The 21,650-nt window shown below is 66.2% G+C and carries 22 protein-coding genes; 18 read left to right on the top strand and 4 right to left on the bottom strand.

Features of this window, described 5'->3' with window-relative positions; translation table 11 throughout:
* The 7 genes from flhA to motD all read left to right on the top strand — a co-directional run.
* A partial coding sequence (flhA, locus tag Q0S71_RS07770) for a flagellar biosynthesis protein FlhA (RefSeq protein WP_295993752.1) occupies positions 1-1,956 on the top strand: 1,956 nt, incomplete at its 5' end.
* A gap of 88 nt (positions 1,957-2,044) precedes the next feature.
* Complete coding sequence (locus Q0S71_RS07765; protein ID WP_295993750.1) at positions 2,045-3,082, top strand: transposase; 1,038 nt, start codon at positions 2,045-2,047, stop codon at positions 3,080-3,082.
* A gap of 268 nt (positions 3,083-3,350) precedes the next feature.
* A complete protein-coding gene (flhF, locus tag Q0S71_RS07760) occupies positions 3,351-4,754 on the top strand; it encodes a flagellar biosynthesis protein FlhF (protein WP_295993748.1) in 1,404 nt (467 codons plus the stop codon).
* Positions 4,747-5,571 carry an antiactivator of flagellar biosynthesis FleN protein gene (locus tag Q0S71_RS07755; RefSeq protein WP_295993747.1) on the top strand — a complete coding sequence of 275 codons (825 nt, stop codon included), beginning with the start codon at positions 4,747-4,749 and terminating at the stop codon, positions 5,569-5,571. Before flhF ends, Q0S71_RS07755 begins: the two co-directional genes overlap by 8 nt.
* 22 nt (positions 5,572-5,593) lie before the next feature.
* Positions 5,594-6,325, top strand: coding sequence for an RNA polymerase sigma factor FliA (locus tag Q0S71_RS07750; protein WP_295993745.1), 732 nt, complete (start codon positions 5,594-5,596; stop codon positions 6,323-6,325).
* Positions 6,307-7,053, top strand: coding sequence for a flagellar motor protein (locus tag Q0S71_RS07745; protein WP_295993743.1), 747 nt, complete (start codon positions 6,307-6,309; stop codon positions 7,051-7,053). The genes Q0S71_RS07750 and Q0S71_RS07745 overlap by 19 nt, the downstream gene beginning before the upstream one ends.
* A 1-nt stretch (position 7,054) precedes the next feature.
* Positions 7,055-7,834: a flagellar motor protein MotD gene (gene motD, locus Q0S71_RS07740; RefSeq protein ID WP_295993741.1), complete on the top strand. Its 780-nt coding sequence runs from the start codon at positions 7,055-7,057 to the stop codon at positions 7,832-7,834.
* A 142-nt stretch (positions 7,835-7,976) separates the two neighbouring features.
* Here motD and Q0S71_RS07735 read toward each other — a convergent pair whose 3' ends face one another.
* From Q0S71_RS07735 to flgA, 3 genes are all read right to left on the bottom strand, one after another.
* Positions 7,977-8,444 carry a flagella synthesis protein FlgN gene (locus Q0S71_RS07735; protein ID WP_295993740.1) on the bottom strand — a complete coding sequence of 156 codons (468 nt, stop codon included), beginning with the start codon at positions 8,442-8,444 and terminating at the stop codon, positions 7,977-7,979.
* Between the two features lie 12 nt (positions 8,445-8,456).
* Complete coding sequence (gene flgM / locus Q0S71_RS07730) at positions 8,457-8,762, bottom strand: flagellar biosynthesis anti-sigma factor FlgM (RefSeq protein ID WP_295993738.1); 306 nt, start codon at positions 8,760-8,762, stop codon at positions 8,457-8,459.
* A gap of 98 nt (positions 8,763-8,860) precedes the next feature.
* On the bottom strand, positions 8,861-9,664 hold the full coding sequence (flgA, locus tag Q0S71_RS07725; RefSeq protein WP_295993735.1) for a flagellar basal body P-ring formation chaperone FlgA: 804 nt from the start codon (positions 9,662-9,664) through the stop codon (positions 8,861-8,863).
* 181 nt (positions 9,665-9,845) lie between these two features.
* On the opposite strand from flgA, the gene flgB reads away from it, so the two are divergent.
* The 11 genes from flgB (at position 9,846) to flgL (ending at position 20,948) form a co-directional block, all read left to right on the top strand.
* Complete coding sequence (gene flgB / locus Q0S71_RS07720) at positions 9,846-10,298, top strand: flagellar basal body rod protein FlgB (protein WP_295993733.1); 453 nt, start codon at positions 9,846-9,848, stop codon at positions 10,296-10,298.
* A 2-nt stretch (positions 10,299-10,300) separates the two neighbouring features.
* Positions 10,301-10,711, top strand: a complete 411-nt coding sequence (gene flgC, locus Q0S71_RS07715) for a flagellar basal body rod protein FlgC (protein WP_295993731.1) — start codon at positions 10,301-10,303, stop codon at positions 10,709-10,711.
* Between the two features lie 35 nt (positions 10,712-10,746).
* Entirely contained in the window at positions 10,747-11,505 is a 759-nt protein-coding gene (locus Q0S71_RS07710) for a flagellar hook assembly protein FlgD (RefSeq protein ID WP_295993730.1), read from the top strand.
* A 76-nt stretch (positions 11,506-11,581) separates the two neighbouring features.
* Positions 11,582-13,135, top strand: a complete 1,554-nt coding sequence (locus tag Q0S71_RS07705) for a flagellar hook protein FlgE (protein WP_295993729.1) — start codon at positions 11,582-11,584, stop codon at positions 13,133-13,135.
* Between the two features lie 38 nt (positions 13,136-13,173).
* Entirely contained in the window at positions 13,174-13,914 is a 741-nt protein-coding gene (gene flgF, locus Q0S71_RS07700) for a flagellar basal-body rod protein FlgF (protein WP_295993728.1), read from the top strand.
* A gap of 88 nt (positions 13,915-14,002) precedes the next feature.
* The gene (flgG, locus tag Q0S71_RS07695) at positions 14,003-14,785 is read left to right on the top strand and encodes a flagellar basal-body rod protein FlgG (RefSeq protein WP_295993726.1); all 783 of its coding nucleotides are present in this window, start codon (positions 14,003-14,005) and stop codon (positions 14,783-14,785) included.
* A gap of 91 nt (positions 14,786-14,876) precedes the next feature.
* A complete protein-coding gene (locus tag Q0S71_RS07690; RefSeq protein WP_295993757.1) occupies positions 14,877-15,521 on the top strand; it encodes a flagellar basal body L-ring protein FlgH in 645 nt (214 codons plus the stop codon).
* A 61-nt stretch (positions 15,522-15,582) separates the two neighbouring features.
* A complete protein-coding gene (locus Q0S71_RS07685; RefSeq protein ID WP_295993755.1) occupies positions 15,583-16,683 on the top strand; it encodes a flagellar basal body P-ring protein FlgI in 1,101 nt (366 codons plus the stop codon).
* Between the two features lie 10 nt (positions 16,684-16,693).
* Positions 16,694-17,629, top strand: coding sequence for a flagellar assembly peptidoglycan hydrolase FlgJ (gene flgJ / locus Q0S71_RS07680; protein ID WP_295993723.1), 936 nt, complete (start codon positions 16,694-16,696; stop codon positions 17,627-17,629).
* A gap of 21 nt (positions 17,630-17,650) precedes the next feature.
* Positions 17,651-19,642, top strand: a complete 1,992-nt coding sequence (gene flgK / locus Q0S71_RS07675) for a flagellar hook-associated protein FlgK (protein WP_295993720.1) — start codon at positions 17,651-17,653, stop codon at positions 19,640-19,642.
* A 40-nt stretch (positions 19,643-19,682) separates the two neighbouring features.
* The gene (flgL, locus tag Q0S71_RS07670) at positions 19,683-20,948 is read left to right on the top strand and encodes a flagellar hook-associated protein FlgL (protein ID WP_295993718.1); all 1,266 of its coding nucleotides are present in this window, start codon (positions 19,683-19,685) and stop codon (positions 20,946-20,948) included.
* 238 nt (positions 20,949-21,186) lie between these two features.
* Here the strand turns inward: flgL and Q0S71_RS07665 are convergent.
* Positions 21,187-21,650, bottom strand: a 464-nt coding sequence (locus Q0S71_RS07665) for a hypothetical protein (RefSeq protein ID WP_295993715.1), incomplete at its 5' end; no start/stop codon positions are given.

Raw genomic sequence — 21,650 nt, 5'->3', positions numbered from 1 at the left:
CTGGCCATCATCGTGCTGCTGACCAGCCTGTACACGGTCAAGCCGCTGGACTTCATGGCCTTCCCGACCATCCTGCTGATTTCGACGATGTTGCGCCTGTCGCTGAACGTGGCCTCGACCCGCGTCGTGCTCACCGAGGGCCACAACGGTTCCGACGCGGCCGGCAAGGTGATCGAAGCGTTCGGCCACTTCCTGATCGGCGGTAATTACACGGTCGGTATCGTCGTCTTCATCATCTTGACGATCATTAACTTCACCGTCGTCACCAAGGGCGCGGGCCGTATCGCCGAGGTCGGCGCGCGCTTCGCCTTGGACGCCATGCCGGGCAAGCAGATGGCGATCGACGCCGACCTGAACGCCGGCCTGATCGGCGAGGCCGACGCCCGCCGCCGCCGCAGCGAAGTGGCGATGGAAGCGGAATTCTACGGCGCCATGGACGGCGCCAGCAAATACGTGCGCGGCGATGCCGTGGCCGGCATCATGGTCACCGTCATCAACGTCATCGGCGGCCTGCTGGTCGGCCTGCTGCAACACGATATGAGCTTCGCCGACGCGCTCAAGAACTACACCCTGCTGGCCATCGGCGACGGCCTGGTCGCGCAGATTCCCTCGCTGGTGATTTCGACGGCGGCCGGTATCGTCGTCTCGCGCGTGGCCAGCGAACAAGACATCGGCACCCAGGTCATCGGCCAGCTGTTCGCCAAGCCGCAGGTGCTGTACATCACGGCCGGCATCATCGGCGGCATGGGCCTCATTCCGGGCATGCCCAACCTGGTGTTCATCCTGCTGGCGGCGGTGCTGGGCGGCTCCGGCTATCTGCTGTCGCGCATGAAGGTGACGGCCAAGGATGCCGACGCCAAGGCCGAAGCGGCCGCGCCCGCCGCCGCCGCGGCCGCCGAACAGGAGGAGGCCAGCTGGCAGGACATCATGCCGGTCGATGCCCTGGGGCTGGAAGTGGGTTACCGTTTGATCCCGCTGGTCGACAAGACCCAGGGCGGCGAGCTGCTCAAGCGCATCAAGGGCATCCGCAAGAAGTTCGCGCAGGAGGTCGGCTTCCTGGCGCCGCCGGTGCACATCCGCGACAACCTGGAGTTGAAGCCGTCCGCTTACCGCATCACGCTCAAGGGCGTGGAAGTGGGCGCCGGCGAGGCCTTCAACGGCCAGTTTTTGGCGATCAATCCGGGCATGGCCAGCGGCACGCTGCCCGGCCTGGTGACCACCGATCCGGCCTTCGGCCTGCCGGCCACGTGGATCGACGCCGGCCTGCGCGACCAGGCCCAGAACATGGGCTTCACGGTGGTCGACGCCGGCACCGTGGTGGCCACGCACTTGAACCATTTGATTACCTCGCACGCGGCCGAGCTGCTGGGCCGCGCCGAGGTGCAGTCGCTGCTCGACCATCTGGGCAAGGAGTCGCCCAAGCTGGTCGAGGACCTGGTGCCCAAGCTGGTGTCGCTGTCGACGCTGCAAAAAGTGCTGCAGAATCTGCTGGTCGAAGGCGTGCACATCCGCGACATGCGCTCCGTGATCGAGACGCTGGCCGAGCACGCCGTCCACAACCAGGACCCGAACGAGCTGACGGCGCTGGTGCGCATCGCGCTGGGCCGCGCCATCGTCCAGCAGCTCTTCCCCGGCGCGGCCGAGCTGTCGGTGATGACGCTCGATAACCGCCTGGAACGCTTGCTGATGCAGGCGCTGGCGGCCAGCGGGCCGGACGGCGCCGGCATCGAGCCCGGCCTGGCCGACACCATCGCGCAGCAGGCCCAGGCGGCGGCCGCGCAGCAGGAGGCGCTGGGGCTGACGCCGGTGCTGCTGGTGCCCGGTCCGCTGCGCGCGCTGCTGTCGCGCTTCCTCAAGCGCGCCTTGCCGCAGTTGAAGGTCTTGTCGCACGCCGAGATTCCGGAAGCGAAGACGATACGGGTGACGTCGCTGGTGGGCGCGCAGCCGGCCGTGTAAAGTCGGCTGTCGCATCGGCCGGCGCGGGCCGGGCCGCGGCCTTGCGGGATACGCGCACGGCCGCGCGCCGCTGCACTAGACTGTGCGCATGGCCGCGCTCAACGACGAAGTCGACACGCCCTGGAAGCTGGCGGTGACGCGCTATTTTCCAGCCTTCATGGCGTTTTATTTTCCGCAGGCGCACGCGGCCATCGACTGGTCGCGGCCCCATGTTTTCCTCGACGAGGAACTGGCGCAGCTGACGCGCGACGCCGCGCTCGGCAAGCGCCTGCTCGACAAGCTGGTGCGGGTGCACGCGCTCGACGGCGGCGCGCAGTGGGTGCTGATCCATATCGAAGTGCAGGGCGGCCGCGAGCACGATTTCGCCGAGCGCATCTTCAGCTATAACTACCGCGCCTACGACCGTTACCGGCGGCCCGTGGCCAGCCTGGTCGTGCTGGCCGACGACGGCGCGCGCTGGCGTCCGCAGGCGTTTTCCTATCGCCTGTTCGGCTGCGAAATGCGGCTCGATTTCGCCGTCGTCAAACTGCGCGACTATGCGGCGCGCATCGACGAGTTGTTGGGCGATCCGAATCCCTTCGCGCTGGTGACGGTAGCCCATTTGCTGACCCGCAAAACGCGCGGCGACGCGGCGCGCCGGCACGCCGAAAAGTGGCGTCTCGCACGCTTGCTGTTCCTGCGTAACTGGGACAAACAAAGTATCATCGATCTATATTTGGTCATCGACTGGATGATGCGCCTGCCTGCCGAACTGGAGCAGCGTTTGTGGCGCGACGTCGCGGCATGGGAAAGGAAGGTCGCCATGAGACATATCTCTTCTATCGAACGCATCGGCATGGAACGCGGCCGCAAGATCGGCCGCGAGGAGGGCGTCAGGGTGGGGATCAAGGAAGGGCACGAAAAAGGCTTGCGGGAAGGTGAACGGAAAGGCGAACGGAAAGGCGCGTTGAAGGGTGCGGTCGATGGTAAATCCAAGCTCCTCGCGCACATGCTCAGTGTGCGTTTCGATTACACCGTCGGCTACATGCGCAAGCGGCTGGCCGGCGCCACCGGGGAACAGCTGGACCGCTGGGCCATCCGGCTGCTGACGGCGGCGTCGCTCGACGAAGTCTTCCGCGACCATTGAGCGTCGCCGCTGTCGCCGCCGTCGCCGCGCGCGGGCCGGTGCCTGCGGCCCGCGCCGCAAAAACCGCAAAACTGAAATGCGCCCCCTTTCCCTCCCTGTTCCACTGATCGTTTCCCCTGTGCATCGTCAATAATCGAAGCTATCAGAGTGCACTGCGTCCCCATGCCGAGGACGCGGCGCTCACGTAACAGGAGTCGATGATGATGGCCACAGATACCGCAGCAAGCACGCCAGGCGCGCCAGCAATCCACACGGTGGGAGGCCGGGCATGAACGTCAAAAAATTCACCGCGCCGACGTCGCGCGAAGCGCTGCGCAAAGTGCGCGAGGCCCTCGGTCCCGACGCCGTGATCCTGTCGAACCGCCAGGCCGACGGCCAGGTTGAAATCCTGGCGCTGGCCAACGACGACGCGGCCTCGCTGGCCTCGCCGTCCGAGTATTCGCCGATGGCCCATCCCGAGCCGCAGCTGGACCTGCCGCCGCAGCCGCATCAGCATCAACATCAACAACCGCAGCGCCGCGTGGTCGCCTCGCACTCCTCGTATGCCTCGGCCACCGCCGCCACCATGCCGATGACGCCGATGCCGACGCCCGCCCACGTGGCGCGGCCGGCGCCCGTGCAGGCCGCCGCCAACGCGCTCGACATGGAGCGCGTGTCCGAACTGGTGGCGACGGCCGTCGCCAGCGCCAAGCAAAACGCGGCCGCCGAAATGAGCGGCATGATGAGCGAAATCCGCGCCATGCGCGGCATGATGGAAACCCAGCTGGCCGAAATTTCCTGGGGCTCGACCCAGCACCGCGAACCGCAAAAAGCGGCCGTGCTGCGCGAGATGCTGGCGGCCGGTTTCTCGGCCAGCCTGGCGCGCTACCTGATCGACAAGCTGCCCGCCAACCGCGACGCCGCCGACAGCCTGCGCTGGATTAAAACCGTCCTGACCCGCAACCTGAGCGCGATGGCCAATGAGGACGCGATGATAGACCAGGGCGGCGTGTTCGCGCTGGTCGGTCCGACCGGCGTCGGCAAGACCACCAGCACCGCCAAGCTGGCGGCGCGCTGCGTGATGCGCCACGGCCCGGACAAGCTGGCCCTCATCACCACCGACGCCTATCGTATCGGCGCCCACGAACAGCTGCGCATCTACGGCAAAATCCTCGGCGTGATGGTGCACTCGGTGAAGGACGAGGCCGACCTGCGCATCGCGCTCAAGGAATTGAAGAACAAGCACACGGTGTTGATCGACACCGTCGGCGTGAGCCAGCGCGACCAGATGGTCACCGAACAGGTGGCGATGCTGCAGGGCGCCGGCGCCGACGTCAAGCGCCTGCTGTGCCTCAATTCCACGGCCACGCAAGAGACGCTCAACGAAGTGGTGCGCGCCTATCAGGGCAGCGGCCTGGCCGGCTGCATCATGACCAAGCTCGATGAAGCGGCGTCGATCGGCAATGTGCTCGACGTCGTGATCCGCCAGAAGCTCAATTTGTTCTACGTCTCGAACGGCCAGCGCGTGCCCGAAGACCTGCACCTGGCCGATCCGGCCTACCTGGTCGACCGCGCTTTCAAGTTGAAACGCGACGCCGCCGCGTCCCAGTACCTGGACGCCGAACTGCCGCTGCTGATGTCGAACGCCGTCGCCGGCAACGACGCTTCCCTGCGCGAGGTGCACCTTGGCTAATTTCGATTTCGACCAGGCTGAAGGCCTGCGCCGCATGCTGGCCGGCCCCAAGCCGCGCATCGTCACCTTCCTTTCCGCCACGCCGCAAGACGACAAGGGCGCCATGCTGGTCAACCTGGGCGCCTCGCTGGCGCGCGCCGGCAACGACGTGCTGCTGGTCGACGCCTGCGCCAGCGCGCACGGCGTGGCCACCCGCCTCGGCGTCGACGACGGCGCCAGCCTGCTCGACGTGGCGCGCCAGGAATGCGCGCTCAATCAGGTGATCTACCAGGTGCCGCAAGGCTTCGCTGTGGCGTCGATGACACGTGGCGCGGCGCGCTCCGGTCCCGACGAGGCGCGCCGCCTGGCCAAGGCCTTCGACGTGCTGATTAAACAGACCGGCATCGTCATCGTCGACGGCGAATTCGACGGCGCCGCCTTCCCGGTGCCGGTCATGGCCAGCTCCGAGATCGTGGTGCAGGTGTCGAACAGCGCCACCTCGATCAAGGCCGCCTACTCGATGATCAAGCGCCTCAATCAGGAACTGGGTCGGCGGCCGTTTGGAATTCTCGTCACCGGGGCTTCCGAAACCGAAGCAAAGGTGGTATACGATAATATGGCACAGGCGGCCAGCCGCTATCTGGCCGTCAATCTGGTTTCCATGGGCTCGGTGCCGGCCGACGAATACCTGCACCGCGCGGCGCGTCTGGGCCGGGCGGTGGTCGATGCGTTCCCGCTGGCCGGCGCCTCGGTCGCGTTCCGCCAGCTGGCCGGACGTTTCGCGCTGGCCGGATCGCCGTCTTTCCGCACCGGGAGCACCAGCCATTTCAGCGCTTAATTATTCGAGTCACTAGAGATTTATGTACACGGCCAAAGGGAAAACGGAGAAGGATTCTTTACTGACGCAGCACATGCCGTTGGTGAAGCGTCTCGCCCACCACATGAAGGCCAAACTGCCGCCCAGCGTCGAAGTCGACGATCTGGTGCAGGCCGGGATGATAGGACTGCTCGATGCCATCAACCGCTACGAAGAAACCCACGGCGCCCAGTTCGAGACCTACGCGGTCTTGCGCATCCGCGGCGCCATGCTCGATGAACTGCGCAACAGCGACTGGCTGCCACGCTCGATGCGCCAGAACATGCGCAAGATCGAGACCGCGATGAGCACCCTGCAGCAGCGCCTCGGCCATCCGCCGACCGAATCGGAAGTGGCCAAGATGCTCAAGCTGTCGCTGGGCGACTACCAGGACATGCTGACCGACGGCGGCGGCCACCAGCTGGTCTACTACGAGGACTTCCACGCCGAGGATGGCAACGACAGCTTCCTCGACCGCTATTGTTCCGACGAGGAGGCCGATCCCCTGCGCTCGCTGCTCGACGGCGACTTCCGCCAGGCCGTGATCGACGCCATCGACGCGCTGCCGCCGCGCGAGAAAATGCTCATGGGCCTGTACTACGAGGAGGAATTGAACTTGAAAGAAATCGGCGCCGTGATGGGCGTGTCGGAGTCGCGCGTGTCGCAGCTGCATACGCAAGCCGTCGCGCGGCTGCGCGCATCGTTACGGGAGCAGGCATGGACTGGGCCAGCGTAGCCGGGGTGGTGCTGGCGCTGGCCGGCATCATCATCGGCCAGAATCTCGAAGGCGGAAAATTCGCCTCGCTGCTGCAACCGGCGGCCTTCGCCATCGTCATCATCGGCACGCTCGGCGCGGTGCTGCTGCAAACGCGCATGCGCACTTTTTTGCGCGGCCTGCGCATGCTGCGCTGGGTGTTCGCGCCGCCGCGCGACGGCCGCCAGTCGCTGGCGCGCGACATCGCCAGCTGGAACCTGGCGGCGCGGCGCGACGGCCTGCTGTCGCTGGAGCGCTATATGCTGTCGTCGAAAGACCAGTTCATCGCCAAGGGCCTGCGCCTGATCGTCGACGGCATCAACCCCGACAAGCTGCGCCAGCTGCTCGACACCGAAATCAGCGCCTACGAAACCGAGGAGCGGCTCGCCGTGCGGATCTGGGAATCGGCCGCCGGCTACTCGCCCACCATCGGCATCCTCGGCGCGGTGCTGGGCCTGATCCACGTGATGGAGAATCTGACGGACCCGAACAAGCTCGGTGCCGGCATCGCCGTCGCTTTCGTGTCGACGATCTACGGCGTCGGCCTGGCCAATCTGTTCTTCTACCCGATCGCCAACAAGCTCAAAGCCATCGTCACGCAGCGCGTGCACCAGCAGGAAATCGCCGCCGCCGTGTTCTACGACATCGCCAGCGGCGACCATACGCGCGTCATCGACGAGCGCATCGCCACGCTGCTGCGCGAGCACTGAGATGCAGAACCGGCGCGCGCGCAGGAAGTTCGACGACGAACCGGAAAACCACGAGCGATGGCTGATTTCCTACGCCGACTTCATCACGCTGCTGTTCGCGTTCTTCGTCGTGATGTACGCGATCTCCTCGGTCAATATCGGAAAGTACAAAGTGTTTTCCGACGCGCTCGGCGATGCCTTCGGCGGCGCCGGCGCGACCCGGCCGATTAACACCCAGGTGCAGAATCTGCCCATCCCCAATCCCGGCCTGCGGCGCCGCACCGAGTTGCTGCGCAAGGAAAAAGAGCACATGACCAAGCTGGCGCAGGACTTGTTGTCGACGCTGGCGCCGCTGGTCAAGGAGGGCAAGGTGCGGGTGACGCAGAACAGCCGCGGCGTCAGCGTCGAGATCAACGCCAGCGTGCTGTTCGATCCGGGCGCGGCGGCGCTGACGGCGCAGTCGAGCGAGGCGCTGCGCGCGGTGGCCGAGCTGCTGCGCAACGACACGCATGACGTGCAGGTCGAGGGGCATACCGATAATCAGCCGATCAAGAGCGCGCTGTATCCGTCGAACTGGGAATTGTCGGCGGTGCGCGCCAGCAGCGTGGTGCGTTTGTTCATCGCCGCCGGCGTGGCGCCGGAGCGGCTGACCGCCGTCGGCCACGGGGCCATTATCCCGGTCGCGTCCAACGACGACCCGCAGGGGCGGGCGCGCAACCGGCGCGTGGCCGTCACCATTTTGTCGGGCCTGCCCGATACCGTCACCGAGCTGCCGACGCCGCAGATTGCGCCGCCGCAGTAGTGCCGTAAGATGCGGCGGCGTGTGAAATCGGGGAGCGAGAGTCTGACCTCGATGGTCGCGGCGGGGGCGGATCCGGCTGCCGCCGTGGCGACGTGCGCCGGCTGCCGCGCATCGCCGCCGCATCGTCTTCGTCGGGGAAGTATCAGGCGGCCAGGAAGCCGCGGCTGGGGGTGCTGTTGGTGGTCAGGCCGCTCGGGCCGTAGAAGCTGTTGGCTTTCGCCTTCGGCCGCAGCGCGTCGAGCGCGCCCTGGGTGTGGCCCATGTGGCGGTTAATCAGCATGCCGTTGATGCGGTTCAGTTCTTTCGCCGCGCGCGTTTGCGCCAGCAGCTCCTGCCACAGCGCGCGCGCCTGCGTGTCGCCGCCGCGCGCCAGCCACGGTTCCATGCCCGCTTCGCCGGCGCTCAAGCCGGCGGTGCCGAGCGCGCGGTGGCGCTGGCCGGCCAGCAGCGTCATGCGCTGCACCAGCGCCGTCTTGGCCGGCGTGATGGCGCTCAACGCGGCGATGTCGGCCACGATCAGGTGCGCTTGTTCCTGCCTGAGCACGTCGAGCAGGGACGTAATCAATTGCTGTTCTTCGCGCAGGCTGGAGATCGGGGTGACGGCTGACATGGTGGACGGATCCTATCGTTTTCTGGAGTGCAGCAAATCCTTGACGGTGTCGAGCAGGCCGTCGGCCACCTTGTCGGAATTGACTTTGAACTGGCCATCGGCGATGGCCAGCTTGATGCGTTCGACTTTTTTCGTGTCGAACACGGCGCTGCTGCCGGCGGTGGCGGAGGCGGCCAGCGCCTGGCCTTGCGGCGACAGCTTGACGCTGTCGGTGGCCGTCGGCGTGGGCGCCGCTTTGTCGGCGCTGCGCGCGTTCGCCGTGCCGGCGGCGGGCGTCGGCAGGGTGGGTGTGCTCGGTAGGGTATCGTTAATTTTCACAGCATCATCCTCGTCTGGTTGGAGTGCGACACTCCGGGATCTAAGTCATTAACGGCGCGACCGGCTTAAACTTTAGCGCCGCCGCGACCGCCGTCCCGTCAGAATGTCACTTCCACCAAGCCTCCCGCGCGCGCGATGCCGCTGACCTGCTGGCCGTTGGCCGTTTTCACCTGCACCACCTGGCCTTCGCCGGCGCTGAGGATGGCGCGCCCTTCGGAGGCGACGCTGAAACCGTTGCCGCTGGAGACGACGCGCACCAGCTGGCCTTGCAGCACCACCGGCTTGCTGCGCAGCGTATCGAGCCGCAGCGGCGTGCCCGAGGGCAGCGAGTTGTTGACGCTACGGCCTATCACTTGCTGCATGTCGGTCGCTATGCCGGCCGGTAATGTTGTCAGATCGCCCTTGACGGCCACCAGCTGGCCGGCCTCGATGGGCTGGCCCTGGGCCAGCGGCACGGCGCTGGCGATGTAGTCGGCCGTGACCGACACCTGGGCTTGTATATAGACCGTCCAGCTGGACGGCGACGCGCAGCGCACGCCGACCGTGGTCTTGCCCCAGGCGCGGGCGCCCGGCATCAGGAACGCTTGCGGCGCCGGACAGGCGGCCAGCGTCATGTGGGGATCGATGGCGCCGACCTTGACCGTCACCTCGCCCGGCAGGCCGGCCGTCTGCACTTGCAGCAGTTGTTCGACGCTTTGCCTGAGCACGGCCAGGTCCTGACGTCCGCCGGCCGCCTGTTGCTGTTGCGGCGGTTGTTGCGCGTGGGCGGGCAGGGCGGCCAGCAGCGCGGCGCAGCAGGCCGCCAGCAGCTGCAGACGGCGCCGCGGCAGGGCGGCGCGGGCGCTGCCGTGGATGGCGTTCGGTTCGCTGCTCGGCAAGCTTAAAAGATGGCGTGGGTTCATGGCTTAGTGTCCCTAGAATGATGCCATGATAGCCGCGCCGCGCGCCGGCCAAGCGTCGAACAGCATGGAAAAGCCGGTCTTGCTCATCCGATTGCCGGGCGCGCGGCGGCCGTATCATCGATCCTGTCATAACAAGTTCGTCCACGCCATGGGGCAGGGGACGAGGTCTACGGAGCCCGATATGGTAAGCAAACTTGACGATTTCCTGGGCTTGAACCAGGCGGCGCTGAACTTGCGCTCGCAGCGCCAGCAGGTGATCGCTTCCAATATCGCCAACGCCGACACGCCCAATTACAAGGCCAAGGACTTCGACTTCGGCGCCGCGCTGCAAAACGCGCTGGCCGCCAGCGGCAACAGCGCCGCCGGCACGGGCGCGAGCGGGCCGCTGGCGACGACGGCGGCGCGCCACTTCGCCAACGCCAGCGCGATCGCCGGTTCCAGCGCCGGCACGCTGGCCGACGGCACGCCGCTGCAATACCGCACGCCGGCCCAGGGCGCCGTCGACGGCAACACGGTCGACATGGACGCCGAGCGCAACGCCTTCGCCGACAACGGCGTGCGCTACGAGGCCGGCCTGACGCTGATTAATGCCGACATCAAGGCGATGATGGCGGCGCTGCAGGGAGGTAGTTAATCATGTCGCTATTTAATATCTTCAATGTGTCGGGTTCGGCCATGAGCGCCCAGGCCCAGCGCCTCAACGTCACCGCCAGCAATCTGGCCAACGCCGACAGCGTCACCAGCGCCAACGGCGAGGCCTACCGCGCCAAGCAGGTGGTGTTCGAGGCCACGCCCAGCAACGGCGACGGCACTTCGACCGGCGTGCACGTCAAGCAGGTGATCGAAGACCCGTCGCCGCTCAAGCAGATGTACGACCCGAAAAATCCGGCGGCCGACGAGAAGGGTTATGTGTCCATGCCCAACGTGAACGTGGTCGACGAGATGGTCAACATGTTGTCGGCCTCGCGCTCCTACCAGAACAATGTCGAGACCATGAACGCGGCCAAGACCATGTTGCTCAAAACCCTGACCATCGGCCAGTCGTAACGCGCCGCCGTCATCCATTCATCAGAGGCCCAGCCATGTCCACCATCAACGTCAACAACACCACCCCGTACGCGCAGACGCCGGCCGGCCAGGCCGCTTCGCAGGCCGCCGCCGACGCCGCTTCGGCCGCCGCCAGCGGCAGCTCGGGCACCGACGTCGCCGCCACCCAGAACAACTTCCTCAAGCTGCTGGTGACGCAGCTGCAAAACCAGGATCCGCTGAACCCGGCCGACAACTCGCAGATCACCAGCCAGCTGGCCCAGCTGTCGACCGTGACCGGCGTGAACCAGTTGAACAGCACGCTGACCGCGCTGCAAACGAGTTACCAGAGTTCCGAGGCGCTCCAGGCCACCAGTCTGATCAGCCACGGCGTGCTGGCGGCGGGCACGACGCTGCAACTGGTCAGCGGCAAGGATCCGGCCGATAGCACGGGCGCGACCAAGATCAGCCAGTCCGTCTTCGGCGTCAACTTCGGCAGCGCCGCCGACAAGGCCGAAGTGCAGATCAAGGACAGCACCGGCAAGGTGGTGAAGACCATCGAGATGAGCAACGCGCCGGCCGGGCCGATGCCGCTGACGTGGGACGGCAAGGCCGACGACGGCACCACCGTCGAGCCGGACGGCACCTACAGCATCAGCGTCACGGCCAGCGCCGGCGGCGCCGCGCTCAAGGACGCCAGCACGCTGACCTACGGCATCGTCGCCAGCGTGTCGTCGGGCTCGGGCGGCATCAAGCTCAATGTATCGACGCCGCTCGGCTCGCTGAACCTGAGCGACATCCAGCAAGTGCTGTAAGCCACAGCAACACACACGCATTTTTCAGACACCCGTTTTTTTGCGTACGCGCGCATCACACTGATAGGGGAATACCATGTTCCAACAAGGACTCAGCGGCCTGGACGGCGCCTCGCAATCGCTGGACGTCATCGGCAACAACATCGCCAACGCCAGCACGGTGGGCTTCAAGAGTTCGACCGCCGAGTTCGCGGACGTGTACGCCAACTCGCTCAACAGCGTGGGCGGCAACACGGCCGGCATCGGCGTCAGCGTCGCCGCCATCGCGCAGAATTTCACGCAGGGCAGCATCCAGACCAGCACCAACCCGCTCGACATTTCGATCAACGGCGGCGGCTTCTTCCGCACCACGCTCAACGGTCAGATCCAGTTCAGCCGCAACGGCCAGTTCACGGTCAGCCCGACCAATCAGCTCATCAACGCGCAGGGCGCGCAGATCACCGGCTACCTGGCCAACAAGAGCGGCCAGATTTTGCAAGGCTCGCCGATTCCCATCGTCATCGATAAGTCGGACTTGACGCCGGTGCAAACGACCAAGGCCAATTATTCGGCCAACTTGAATTCGACCGAGCCCAATCCCACCGTCACGCCGTTCGACGCCAACAACCCGCTGACCTACAACCACCCGTACGTGCAACCGGTGTACGACAGCCTGGGCAACCAGCACACGATGTCGGTCTACTACGTCAAGACCGCCGCCAGCACCTGGGATGTGTACGCCTCGGTCGACGGCACGGAAATCGCGGCCCAGACCGCGTTGCAATCGATGCAGCAGGATCCGAACGTGTCCGGGCCGCGCGCCACTTACCAGGCCGACCTGACCGCCAATCCGCCGGTCGGCCAGGCCCAGCTCGACAGCGACGCGCAAGCTTACTCGGCGGCGGCCGGCGCGTCGCTGACCGCCCTCGCCACCACGGCCGGCGCCAGCCAGCCGCAGCTCGATGCCTTGGCCAAGGCCTACGACGTGGCCGGCGGCACCGATGCCGGTTCGATTCCGGGCGCCACGCCCGATACGATCGACGCGGCGCTGGCGGCCGCGCTGCAAGTGCCGCCGGCCAAGGTCGGCACGCTGGTGTTCGACAAGAATGGCGCGTTGAGCAACGCCGGCATGGCGCTGCTGACGCCGCCGGTGACGCTGCCGATCTCGATCGCCATCCCGATCTTCCCGGACGCCGGTTCCCAGGAGCCGCTGACCATCGCCACCAACTTCACCGGCACCACCCAGTACGGCAGCACGTACAGCGAAAAAGACGCCAGCCAGGACGGTTCCTCGTCGGGTAGCCTGAAGGGGTATCAGGTCGGCGCCGATGGCGTGATCCTGGGCAATTACAGCAACGGCCTGTCGCGCCCGCTGGCCCAGATCGCCATGGCCAACTTCTCCGACGTCAACGGCTTGACGCCGCTGGGCAACAACGCCTGGGCCGAGAGCGCCAAGTCGGGCGTGCCGCAGGTCGGCGCGCCGGGCTCGGGCAGTTTCGGCAGCCTGCGCTCGAATTCGGTGGAAGAATCGAACGTGGACTTGACGACCGAGCTGGTCAACATGATCACGGCGCAGCGCGTCTACCAGGCCAATGCGCAGACCATCAAGACCGAGGATTCGATCTTGCAAACCGTCGTCAATCTGCGGTAATCACCGCGTTAATCGACTAGCAGGAGCGCCAGCCCACCATGGACCGTTTAATCTACACCGCGATGACCGGCGCCCGCCATGTGCTGGACCAGCAGGCCACCGTGTCGAACAACCTGGCCAACGCCACCACCACCGGCTTCCGGGCCCAGCTCGATTCCTTCCGCGCGGTGCCGGTGGTGTCGGACGGGCTGGCCACGCGCGCCTTCGTCGTCAACGCCACCACCGGTTCGGACTTCCGCTCCGGCCCGATCGACACCACGGCGCGCAACCTCGACGTGGCGCTGCGCGGCGACGGCTTCATCGCCGTGCAGTCGGCCGACGGCTCGGAAGCCTACACCCGCAACGGCAGCTTGAAAGTGAGCGAAAACGGCTTGCTGCAAACCTCGGGCGGCCAGACCGTGCAGGGCGACGGCGGCCCGATCTCGATCCCGCCCGACACCATCGTCTCCATCGCCGCCGACGGCACCGTCAGCACCGTGTCGACCGACACCAAGCCGGGGCCGGCCAACACCATAGGGCGCATCAAGCTGGTCAATCCCGACACCAAGCAACTGGTGCGCGGCGACGACGGCCTGTTCCGCTTGCAGGCCGGCACGCCGGCCGAGAACGACGCCACCGTGCGCATCGTCGACGGCGCCCTCGAGGGCAGCAACGTCAATCCGGTCGACGCCATGGTCAACATGATCAGCCTGGCGCGCCAGTTCGACATGCAGATGAATATGCTCAAGAACGCCGAGAATAACGCCGCAAAAGCTACCCAGATCCTCGCTTTGAGTTGATGACCGCTGCCGCATAATGATGTTGTGGGAAGAGGCCAGGTCGCGTCGACCGGCCGTTCCGGCACCATCATCACGCGGGAGAGGGATTATGATACGTTCATTGTGGATCGCCAAGACGGGCATGGAGGCGCAGCAGGCGCAGCTCGACGTCACGTCGAACAATCTGGCCAACGTCAGCACCAATGGCTTCAAGAAATCGCGCGCCGTGTTCGAGGATTTGCTGTACCAGAACGTGCGCCAGCCCGGCAGCCAGTCGTCCCAGCAAACCAATCTGCCTTCCGGCGCCCAGGTCGGCACCGGCGTGCGCGAAGTGGCCGTCGAACGCATCCACACCCAGGGCGCGCCGCAGTCGACCGGCAACGACAAGGACATGATGGTCAACGGCAACGGCTTCTTCAATGTGCTGCTGCCCGACGGCACCACCGCCTACACCCGCGACGGCTCCTTCCAGCGCGACAACAACGGCCAGATGGTGACCTCGGCCGGCTATGTGATCCAGCCCGCCATCACCATCCCGATCACGGCCAAGGAAATTTCCGTCGGCACCGACGGCACCGTCTCGGTGACGCTGCCGGGGCAGGTGGCGTCGCAGCAGCTGGGCCAGATCCAGCTGTCGACCTTCATCAACCCGACCGGGCTGGAGTCGAAGGGCGAAAACCTGTACGTGGAAACGGGCGCCTCGGGCAGCCCGCAGAGCAACACGCCGGGCACCAACGGCACCGGCACCATCCTGCAGGGGTATGTCGAGACGTCGAACGTCAACGTGGTCGAGGAAATGGTCAATATGATACAGACCCAGCGCGCCTACGAAATCAACAGCAAGGCCATCACCACCTCCGACCAGATGCTGCAAAAACTGACGCAGATGTAAGTTCGCAAGTTCATTCACACCGCTAGCCGCCGGTCGATCCGGCGGCCGGGAGCACGCCATGACAGCCGTTTTCAATCCGAGTATCACGACGATGTATGTCGCAGCGGCCGCCGCCATGCTGGCGCTGGGCGGCTGCACGGCCATACCGACGACCATCGTGCAGACGCCGATGACGGCGCGCCCGCTGACGCCGCCGCCGCAGTCGGCCAACAACGGCGCCATCTACCAGACCAGCGTCTACCGGCCGATTTTCGAGGACCACCGCGCGCGCCAGGTGGGCGACGTGCTGACCCTGGTCATCACGGAAAAGACGGCCGCCGTCAAGGCCGGCGCCAGCTCGGGCAACAAGTCCGGCAGCGTCAGCGCGACCTTGCCCGGCCCGCTGCAAGGCAAGTTCGGCGCCACGCTGTCGACCAACAACACCAGCAAATACGCCGATGGCGACAACCAGTCGGCCAGCAACACCTTCACCGGCACCATGGGCATCACCGTGGTCGAGGTGCTGGCCAACGGCAATTTGATCGTGGCCGGCGAGAAGCAGGTCGCGCTCGACAAGGGCACCGAATTCATCCGCTTCTCCGGCATGGTCAATCCGGACAATATCGCCACCGGCAACACCGTGGCCTCGACCGCCGTGGCCGACGCCCGCGTCGAATACCGCACCAACAGCCAGATCGACCGCGCCGAAATGACGTCGATGGCGTCGCGCTTCTTCCAAAGCCTGCTGCCGTTCTGACCATGGCCAATTTATGACTCATACACTGCACCTTAGCCGCCGCGTCCTCGGCGCCGCGCTGATGATACTGACGGCCTTATTGGCTTGCCTGGCCGTGCAGGCGCCGGCGCGCGCCGAGCGCCTCAAGGACCTGGTCAGCATCGCCGGCGTGCGGCAGAATCAGCTGGTCGGCTACGGTCTCGTGGTCGGCCTCGACGGCACGGGCGACCAAACCACGCAAACCCCGTTCACGGTGCAGAGCATCACCTCGATGCTGCAACAGCTGGGCGTGAACCTGCCGGCCGGCGGCACCGGTCTGCAACTGAAAAACGTGGCGGCCGTGATGGTGACGACGTCGCTGCCGGCCTTCGCCCAGCCGGGCCAGCAGCTCGACGTGACGGTGTCGTCGATCGGCAACGCCAAAAGCCTGAGCGGCGGCACCCTGCTGATGACGCCTTTGAAGGGCGCCGACGGCCAGGTCTACGGCATGGCCCAGGGCAATGTGCTGGTCGGCGGCGTCGGCGCGACCGCGCCCGGCGGCGGCGCCTCGCTGGTGGTCAACCACCTGAGCGTGGGCCGCATCTCGGCTGGCGCCACGGTCGAACGGGCGGTGGCCTCGGCGCTGGGCGAGGGCAATATGATACGGCTGGAATTGAACAACACCGACTTCGCCACCGCCGGCCGCATCGTCGAAGCCATCAACGACAAGTACGGCAGCGGCATCGCCTACGCGCTCGACGGCCGCGTGATCCGGGTGCAGTCGCCGTCGTCGAGCGACCAGCGCGTGGCCTTCATCGGCGCCCTGGAGGACATCAACGTCAATCCGGCGCGCCAGGCCGCCAAGATCATCATGAACGCCCGCACCGGCTCGGTCGTGATGAACCAGGCCGTCACGCTCGACACCTGCGCCATTTCGCACGGCAACCTGTCCATCTCCATTACTAACGAGCCGCAGGTGAGCCAGCCGAACGCGCTGTCGGGCGGGCGCACCGTGGTCACGCAAAATTCGCAGGTCGACATCAAGAAAGACAGCGGCAAGGTCATGCTCATCAAGGGCGGCGCCGCGCTGGCCGACGTGGTCAAGGCGCTCAACGCCATCGGCGCCTCGCCGCAGGATTTGCTGGCGATCTTGCAGGCCATGAAGGTCGCTGGCGCCTTGCACGCCGAGCTGGAAATCATCTAGGACCGCCGCCATGAACACCAGCTCCAGTCAAACCGATCTCACCAGTCAACTCGCGCTCGACGTCAAGGGCATGGGCGACTTGCGCAAGTCCGCGCAGGCCAACTCGCCGGCCGCGATGAAGACGGCGGCCACGCAGTTCGAGGCCATGTTCGTCAACATGATGATGAAGAGCATGCGCGACGCGACGCCGCAGGACGGCTTGACGGACAGTTCGCAATCGAAGATGTTCACCTCGATGCTGGACCAGCAGACCAGCCAGAATATCGCCAAGAAGGGCATAGGCCTGGCCGACATGTTGATGCGCCAGTTGTCCAAGACCACCAGCGCGCAGGCGCTGGCCGTGGGCGACGACGGCGCGGTGGCGGCGCCGTCCGGCGGCGCCGCCGCGCTCGACGCGGCCCGCTTGCAGCGCTCGATCGACGCCGCCGGCGGAAACGCCAACGTCGGCGGCGCCACCGGCACCACCAGCACCGGCAACGCCAAGCAGCCGGCCCATGTGCGTGAATTCCAGCACAAGCTGGCGGCCGACGCCGACGCCGCCAGCCAGGCCACCGGCATCCCGGCCAAGTTCATGCTGGGCCAGGCGGCGCTGGAAAGCGGCTGGGGCAAGCGCGAGATCAAGGGCAGCGACGGCAAGACCAGCCACAACCTGTTCGGCATCAAGGCCGGCCCGGACTGGAAGGGCAAGACCGTCAGCGCCACCACCACCGAATACGTCAACGGCAAGGCCCAGAGCAAGGTCGAAAAGTTCCGCGCCTACGACAGTTATTCCGACAGTTTCAAGGATTACGCCAGCGTGCTGGCCAGCAATCCGCGCTACCAGAAAGTGCTCGCCAGCGGTGGCGACGCGGCCAGCTTCGCCCAGGGTTTGCAGCGCGCCGGCTATGCCACCGACCCGCAATACGCCAGCAAACTGACCAGCATCATCAAACACTCGCTGGCCTAACCACGGATCACATAAAAAATCATGGGCAATCTACTCAGTATCGGTAAAAGCGGTTTGCTGGCGGCGCAGGTCGGCCTATCCACGACCGGCAACAACATTACCAATGCCAGTGTGGCGGGCTACAACCGGCAGCAGGCGGTCCAGGCCGACAATCCCAGCCAGAACCAGGGCTATGGCTTCATCGGCAACGGCACCAACGTGGCGCAGATCAAGCGCTATTACGACGATTTCCTCAACAGCCAGCTGCTCACCTCGCAATCGTCCCAGGCCCAGACCAACACCTATTCGACCCAGATCGCGGCGGTCGACAATCTGCTGTCGGACACCACGGCCGGCCTGTCGCCGGCGCTGCAATCGTTCTTCAACGGCGTGCAGAGCGCCGACGCCGATCCGAGCTCGGTGGCGTCGCGCCAGGCGCTGCTGTCGTCGGCCAATTCGCTGGCCTCGCGCTTCCAGGGCATGGCCGCGCAGCTGAACGACATGGCCACGGGCGTGAACACGCAGATCGTGTCGACGGTCAACCAGATCAACACCTACGCGGCGCAGATCGGCCAGCTCAACAGCCAGATCGCCAACGCCTTCACCGATCCGCTCAATCCGCCCAACGATTTGCTGGACCAGCGCGACCAGGCGATCAACGAGCTCAACAAGCTCATCAAGGTGACCACGCAGCCGACCAGCAACCACATGCTGTCGGTGTCGATAGGCGCCGGCCAGCCGCTGGTGGTGGGCTCGGTGCCGCTGCCGCTGGCGACGGGCAATTCGCCGACCGACGTCAGCCAGGTCGTGGTCGGCTACCAGAGCAAGAGCGGCGGCATCAATCCGCTGCCGGACAACATCCTGGCCGGCGGCGCGCTGGGCGGCCTGCTGCAATTTCGCGACGGCGCGCTGCAACAGGCGCAAAACGGCCTGGGCCAGATCGCCGCCGGCGTCGCCTCGGCCTTCAACGCCCAGCACGCGCTGGGCCAGGATTTGAACGGCCAGCCCGGCGGCGCCTTCTTCGGCCCCATCAACGCCTACGTCGGCACCAACACCCACAACCTGGCCAGCAGCACGGCCACCGTCTCGGCCACCGTGGTCGACGCCAGCGGCCTGACGACCAGCGACTACAGCGTCGACTTCGACGGCACCAACTTTTCCGTCAAGCGCACCGACGGCAGCGCGCCGCCGGTGATCCTGACGTTCCCCCAGACCACGGGGCCGCAGGTGGTCGACGGCGTGGCCTACACCCTCAGCGGCACGCCGGCCACGGGCGACAATTTCCTGGTGCGGCCGACGCTCAACGCCGCCTCCGACATCGCCGTCACGCTGACCGATCCGACCAAGATCGCGCTGGCCACGCCCATCGTCACCACGGCGCCGCTGACGAACACGGGCAAGGGCAAGATTTCGGCCGGCACCATCGACAATAATTATCTAACGCCCGGCAACACGCTGACGGGCACCGGCGTCACGCTGACCTATGACAAGACCAGCAACACCTTCGCGGCCACGGCCGGCACGCCGCCGGCGCCGATCGCGCAGGACGTGACGGTGGTGGGCTTGAACGGCGTCAGCACCGTGTATCCGGCCGGCACGCCGATACCGTACACGGACGGCGACAAGCTCAGCTTCGGCGGCGTGAATTTCCAGATCACCGGCCAGCCCGGCGACAAAGATACCTTCGGCATCGCGCCCAACTCGGCCGGCGTGGGCGACAGCCGCAACGGCGCGCTGCTGGCGGGCTTGCAGGGCAAGAACATCATGGCCGGCAACAAGGCGACGTTCCAGACCACGTATGCGCAGCTGGTCAACCTGATCGGCAACAAGTCGAGCGAAGCGCAGATCGCCAGCAAGGCCGACGACGCCGCCGTCCAGGCGGCCACCAATGCGCAGCAGAGCGTGTCCGGCGTCAACCTCGACGAGGAAGCCGCCAACCTGCTGCAATATCAGCAAGCCTACCAGGCATCGGGCAAAGTGATGCAGATCGCCAGCCAGCTGTTCGATGTGCTGCTCAACCTGAGCACGGGCTGACCATGGCGGCGTTTTTTGCGGTTTTTGAAGGGGTGGTTCCATGAGCATGCGCATCAGTTCGCAAACCATATTCGACATCGGCGTCAAGCAGATCGGCTCGCTCAACAGCGCCATCGCCCACACCCAGCAGCAGCTGTCGACCGGCAACAAGAACCTGACGGCGTCGGACGATCCGATCGCCGCCGCGCGCGCGCTGGAGGTGACGCAGTCGGCCGGTATCAACACCCAGTTGATGACCAACCGCCAGAGCGCCAACAGTTCGCTGTCGCAGGAAGACGTGGCGTTGTCGTCGACGATGACGCTGATCCAGGACGTGATGACGCTGGCCACCAACGCCGGCGACGGCGCGCTGTCGCAGGCCGACCGCGGTTCGCTGGCGACGGCCTTGCAGGGCAAGCTCAACGACCTGCTCGGCCAGGCCAACACGGCCGACGGCGTGGGCGGTTATTTGTTCAGCGGCTATTCGTCGAACACGGTGCCGTTTTCGCTCAACGCCACCGGCGCCGACTACGCCGGCGACCAGGGCCAGCGCTCGCTGCAAATCGGCTCGACCCGCAGCATACCGGTCAGCGATTCGGGTTCTTCCGTGTTTGAAAACAATGCGACCGGCAACGGCACCTTTCTCACCGGCGCCGATCCCGGCAACTACGGGCGCGGCGGCACCGGCATCATTTCGGCCGGCTCGGTGACGTCGCCGGCCGCGCTGACGGGCAATGATTACGAGATCGATTTCGCGGTGGTGCCGCCGGCCGGGCCGGGTTCGGTCGCCACCAGCACCTACACCATCCTGAACAAGACCACCGGCCTGAACGTGCCGCCGGCGCCGGTGCCGGCCGTCGGCATACCGTACACCACGGGCACGCCGATCAGCTTCGACGGCCTGACCTTCAACGTCCAGGGCGCGCCGGCCGACGGCGACAAGTTCACCGTGGTGCCGAGCACCAAGCAATCCATCTTCACCACCGTGACCAGCCTGATTACGGCCTTGCAGGCACCCGGCAGCGGCCCGGCCGGGCAGGCCAGCCTGAGCAATGCGCTGAACCAGGCCAACCTGGCGCTCAACAACGCGCACGACAATATCTTGACGGTGCGGGCCTCGGTCGGCTCGCGGATGAATGAACTCGATTATCTGGATAGTTCGGGCGGCGACCTCGACGTGGCGTACAAGACGACGCTGTCGGGCTTGCAGGATGTCGATCCGGTGAAGGCGATTTCCGATTTCACGCAGCAGCAGACCACGCTGGACGCGGCGCAGAAATCGTTCAAGACGCTCAGCGGGCTGTCGCTGTTCAACTACATCACCTGAACGCCGGCGCCAGATCGGCCGCCAGGTCGGCGGCCGGGAAGGTCGCCGCCGCCGGCCAGCCTGCGCGCTGCGCCGCGCACCTCACTGCATACTCTTAGCCGGGCCCGCTCGGGCCACAGTGTCCAGACCGCGGCCACGGTAGCCGCAGCACGTCTTTCCCGCCCGTTTCAGCTTCCGCCCGCAGCTCTTGCCATCGCCAGCCTGACCTGGTCCCGGTCCCGTTGCCGGGACCGGTCCCTTATTTCGCCGCCAGGATGCCGATGAACGCCAGCTTGCGCGCCAGGTCGGCGTGCGATCCGGGATCGGACAGGCCGTCGCCGGCGCCGTGTTTGGCGCTGCCGCCGAACTCTTGCATCTGCCGCGCCAGACCGGTCACATTGCTCGCCAGGCTGGACGTCGCCGCCGCCGTTTCCTGCGCCGTCAGGCGCAGCGCGTTGCCGGCGTCGCCGCCGCCGCCGGTCGTGCGGTAGGCCGACAGCGCCTGCGTCAACGCGCCGACCCGCGCGCCCAGCGCCGGGCTGTCCGCCGCTGTCGATGCGGCGGCCGCCGCCGGCGCGGCCGTGCCCGCCGCCGCATCGTTGCGGTCGGTCAGGAACCAGACGTCGGCCACGGCGCGCTGCTGGCCGTCGGTGGTGGTGAAGGTCGAGGTGGCGCTGGTCCAGTTGCCGTTGCTATCGAGCACGCTGGTCTTGTCGTCGGCCA

The sequence above is a fragment of the Rugamonas sp. genome (assembly GCF_025354735.1).
Taxonomy (GTDB): domain Bacteria; phylum Pseudomonadota; class Gammaproteobacteria; order Burkholderiales; family Burkholderiaceae_D; genus Rugamonas.
This window is presented reverse-complemented; position numbering and strand designations above follow the sequence as displayed.

Coding starts and splice junctions, on each gene's coding strand:
- flgL (WP_295993718.1), top strand. CDS start 19,683: ATGAGCATGCGCATCAGTTCGCAAACCATATTCGACATCGGCGTCAAG.
- flgJ (WP_295993723.1), top strand. CDS start 16,694: ATGAACACCAGCTCCAGTCAAACCGATCTCACCAGTCAACTCGCGCTC.
- flhF (WP_295993748.1), top strand. CDS start 3,351: ATGAACGTCAAAAAATTCACCGCGCCGACGTCGCGCGAAGCGCTGCGC.
- Q0S71_RS07685 (WP_295993755.1), top strand. CDS start 15,583: ATGATACTGACGGCCTTATTGGCTTGCCTGGCCGTGCAGGCGCCGGCG.
- Q0S71_RS07750 (WP_295993745.1), top strand. CDS start 5,594: ATGTACACGGCCAAAGGGAAAACGGAGAAGGATTCTTTACTGACGCAG.
- motD (WP_295993741.1), top strand. CDS start 7,055: ATGCAGAACCGGCGCGCGCGCAGGAAGTTCGACGACGAACCGGAAAAC.
- Q0S71_RS07765 (WP_295993750.1), top strand. CDS start 2,045: ATGGCCGCGCTCAACGACGAAGTCGACACGCCCTGGAAGCTGGCGGTG.
- Q0S71_RS07745 (WP_295993743.1), top strand. CDS start 6,307: ATGGACTGGGCCAGCGTAGCCGGGGTGGTGCTGGCGCTGGCCGGCATC.
- Q0S71_RS07710 (WP_295993730.1), top strand. CDS start 10,747: ATGTCCACCATCAACGTCAACAACACCACCCCGTACGCGCAGACGCCG.
- Q0S71_RS07735 (WP_295993740.1), bottom strand. CDS start 8,444: ATGTCAGCCGTCACCCCGATCTCCAGCCTGCGCGAAGAACAGCAATTG.
- flgA (WP_295993735.1), bottom strand. CDS start 9,664: ATGAACCCACGCCATCTTTTAAGCTTGCCGAGCAGCGAACCGAACGCC.
- flgG (WP_295993726.1), top strand. CDS start 14,003: ATGATACGTTCATTGTGGATCGCCAAGACGGGCATGGAGGCGCAGCAG.
- Q0S71_RS07705 (WP_295993729.1), top strand. CDS start 11,582: ATGTTCCAACAAGGACTCAGCGGCCTGGACGGCGCCTCGCAATCGCTG.
- Q0S71_RS07690 (WP_295993757.1), top strand. CDS start 14,877: ATGTATGTCGCAGCGGCCGCCGCCATGCTGGCGCTGGGCGGCTGCACG.
- flgF (WP_295993728.1), top strand. CDS start 13,174: ATGGACCGTTTAATCTACACCGCGATGACCGGCGCCCGCCATGTGCTG.
- flgB (WP_295993733.1), top strand. CDS start 9,846: ATGGTAAGCAAACTTGACGATTTCCTGGGCTTGAACCAGGCGGCGCTG.
- flgK (WP_295993720.1), top strand. CDS start 17,651: ATGGGCAATCTACTCAGTATCGGTAAAAGCGGTTTGCTGGCGGCGCAG.
- flgC (WP_295993731.1), top strand. CDS start 10,301: ATGTCGCTATTTAATATCTTCAATGTGTCGGGTTCGGCCATGAGCGCC.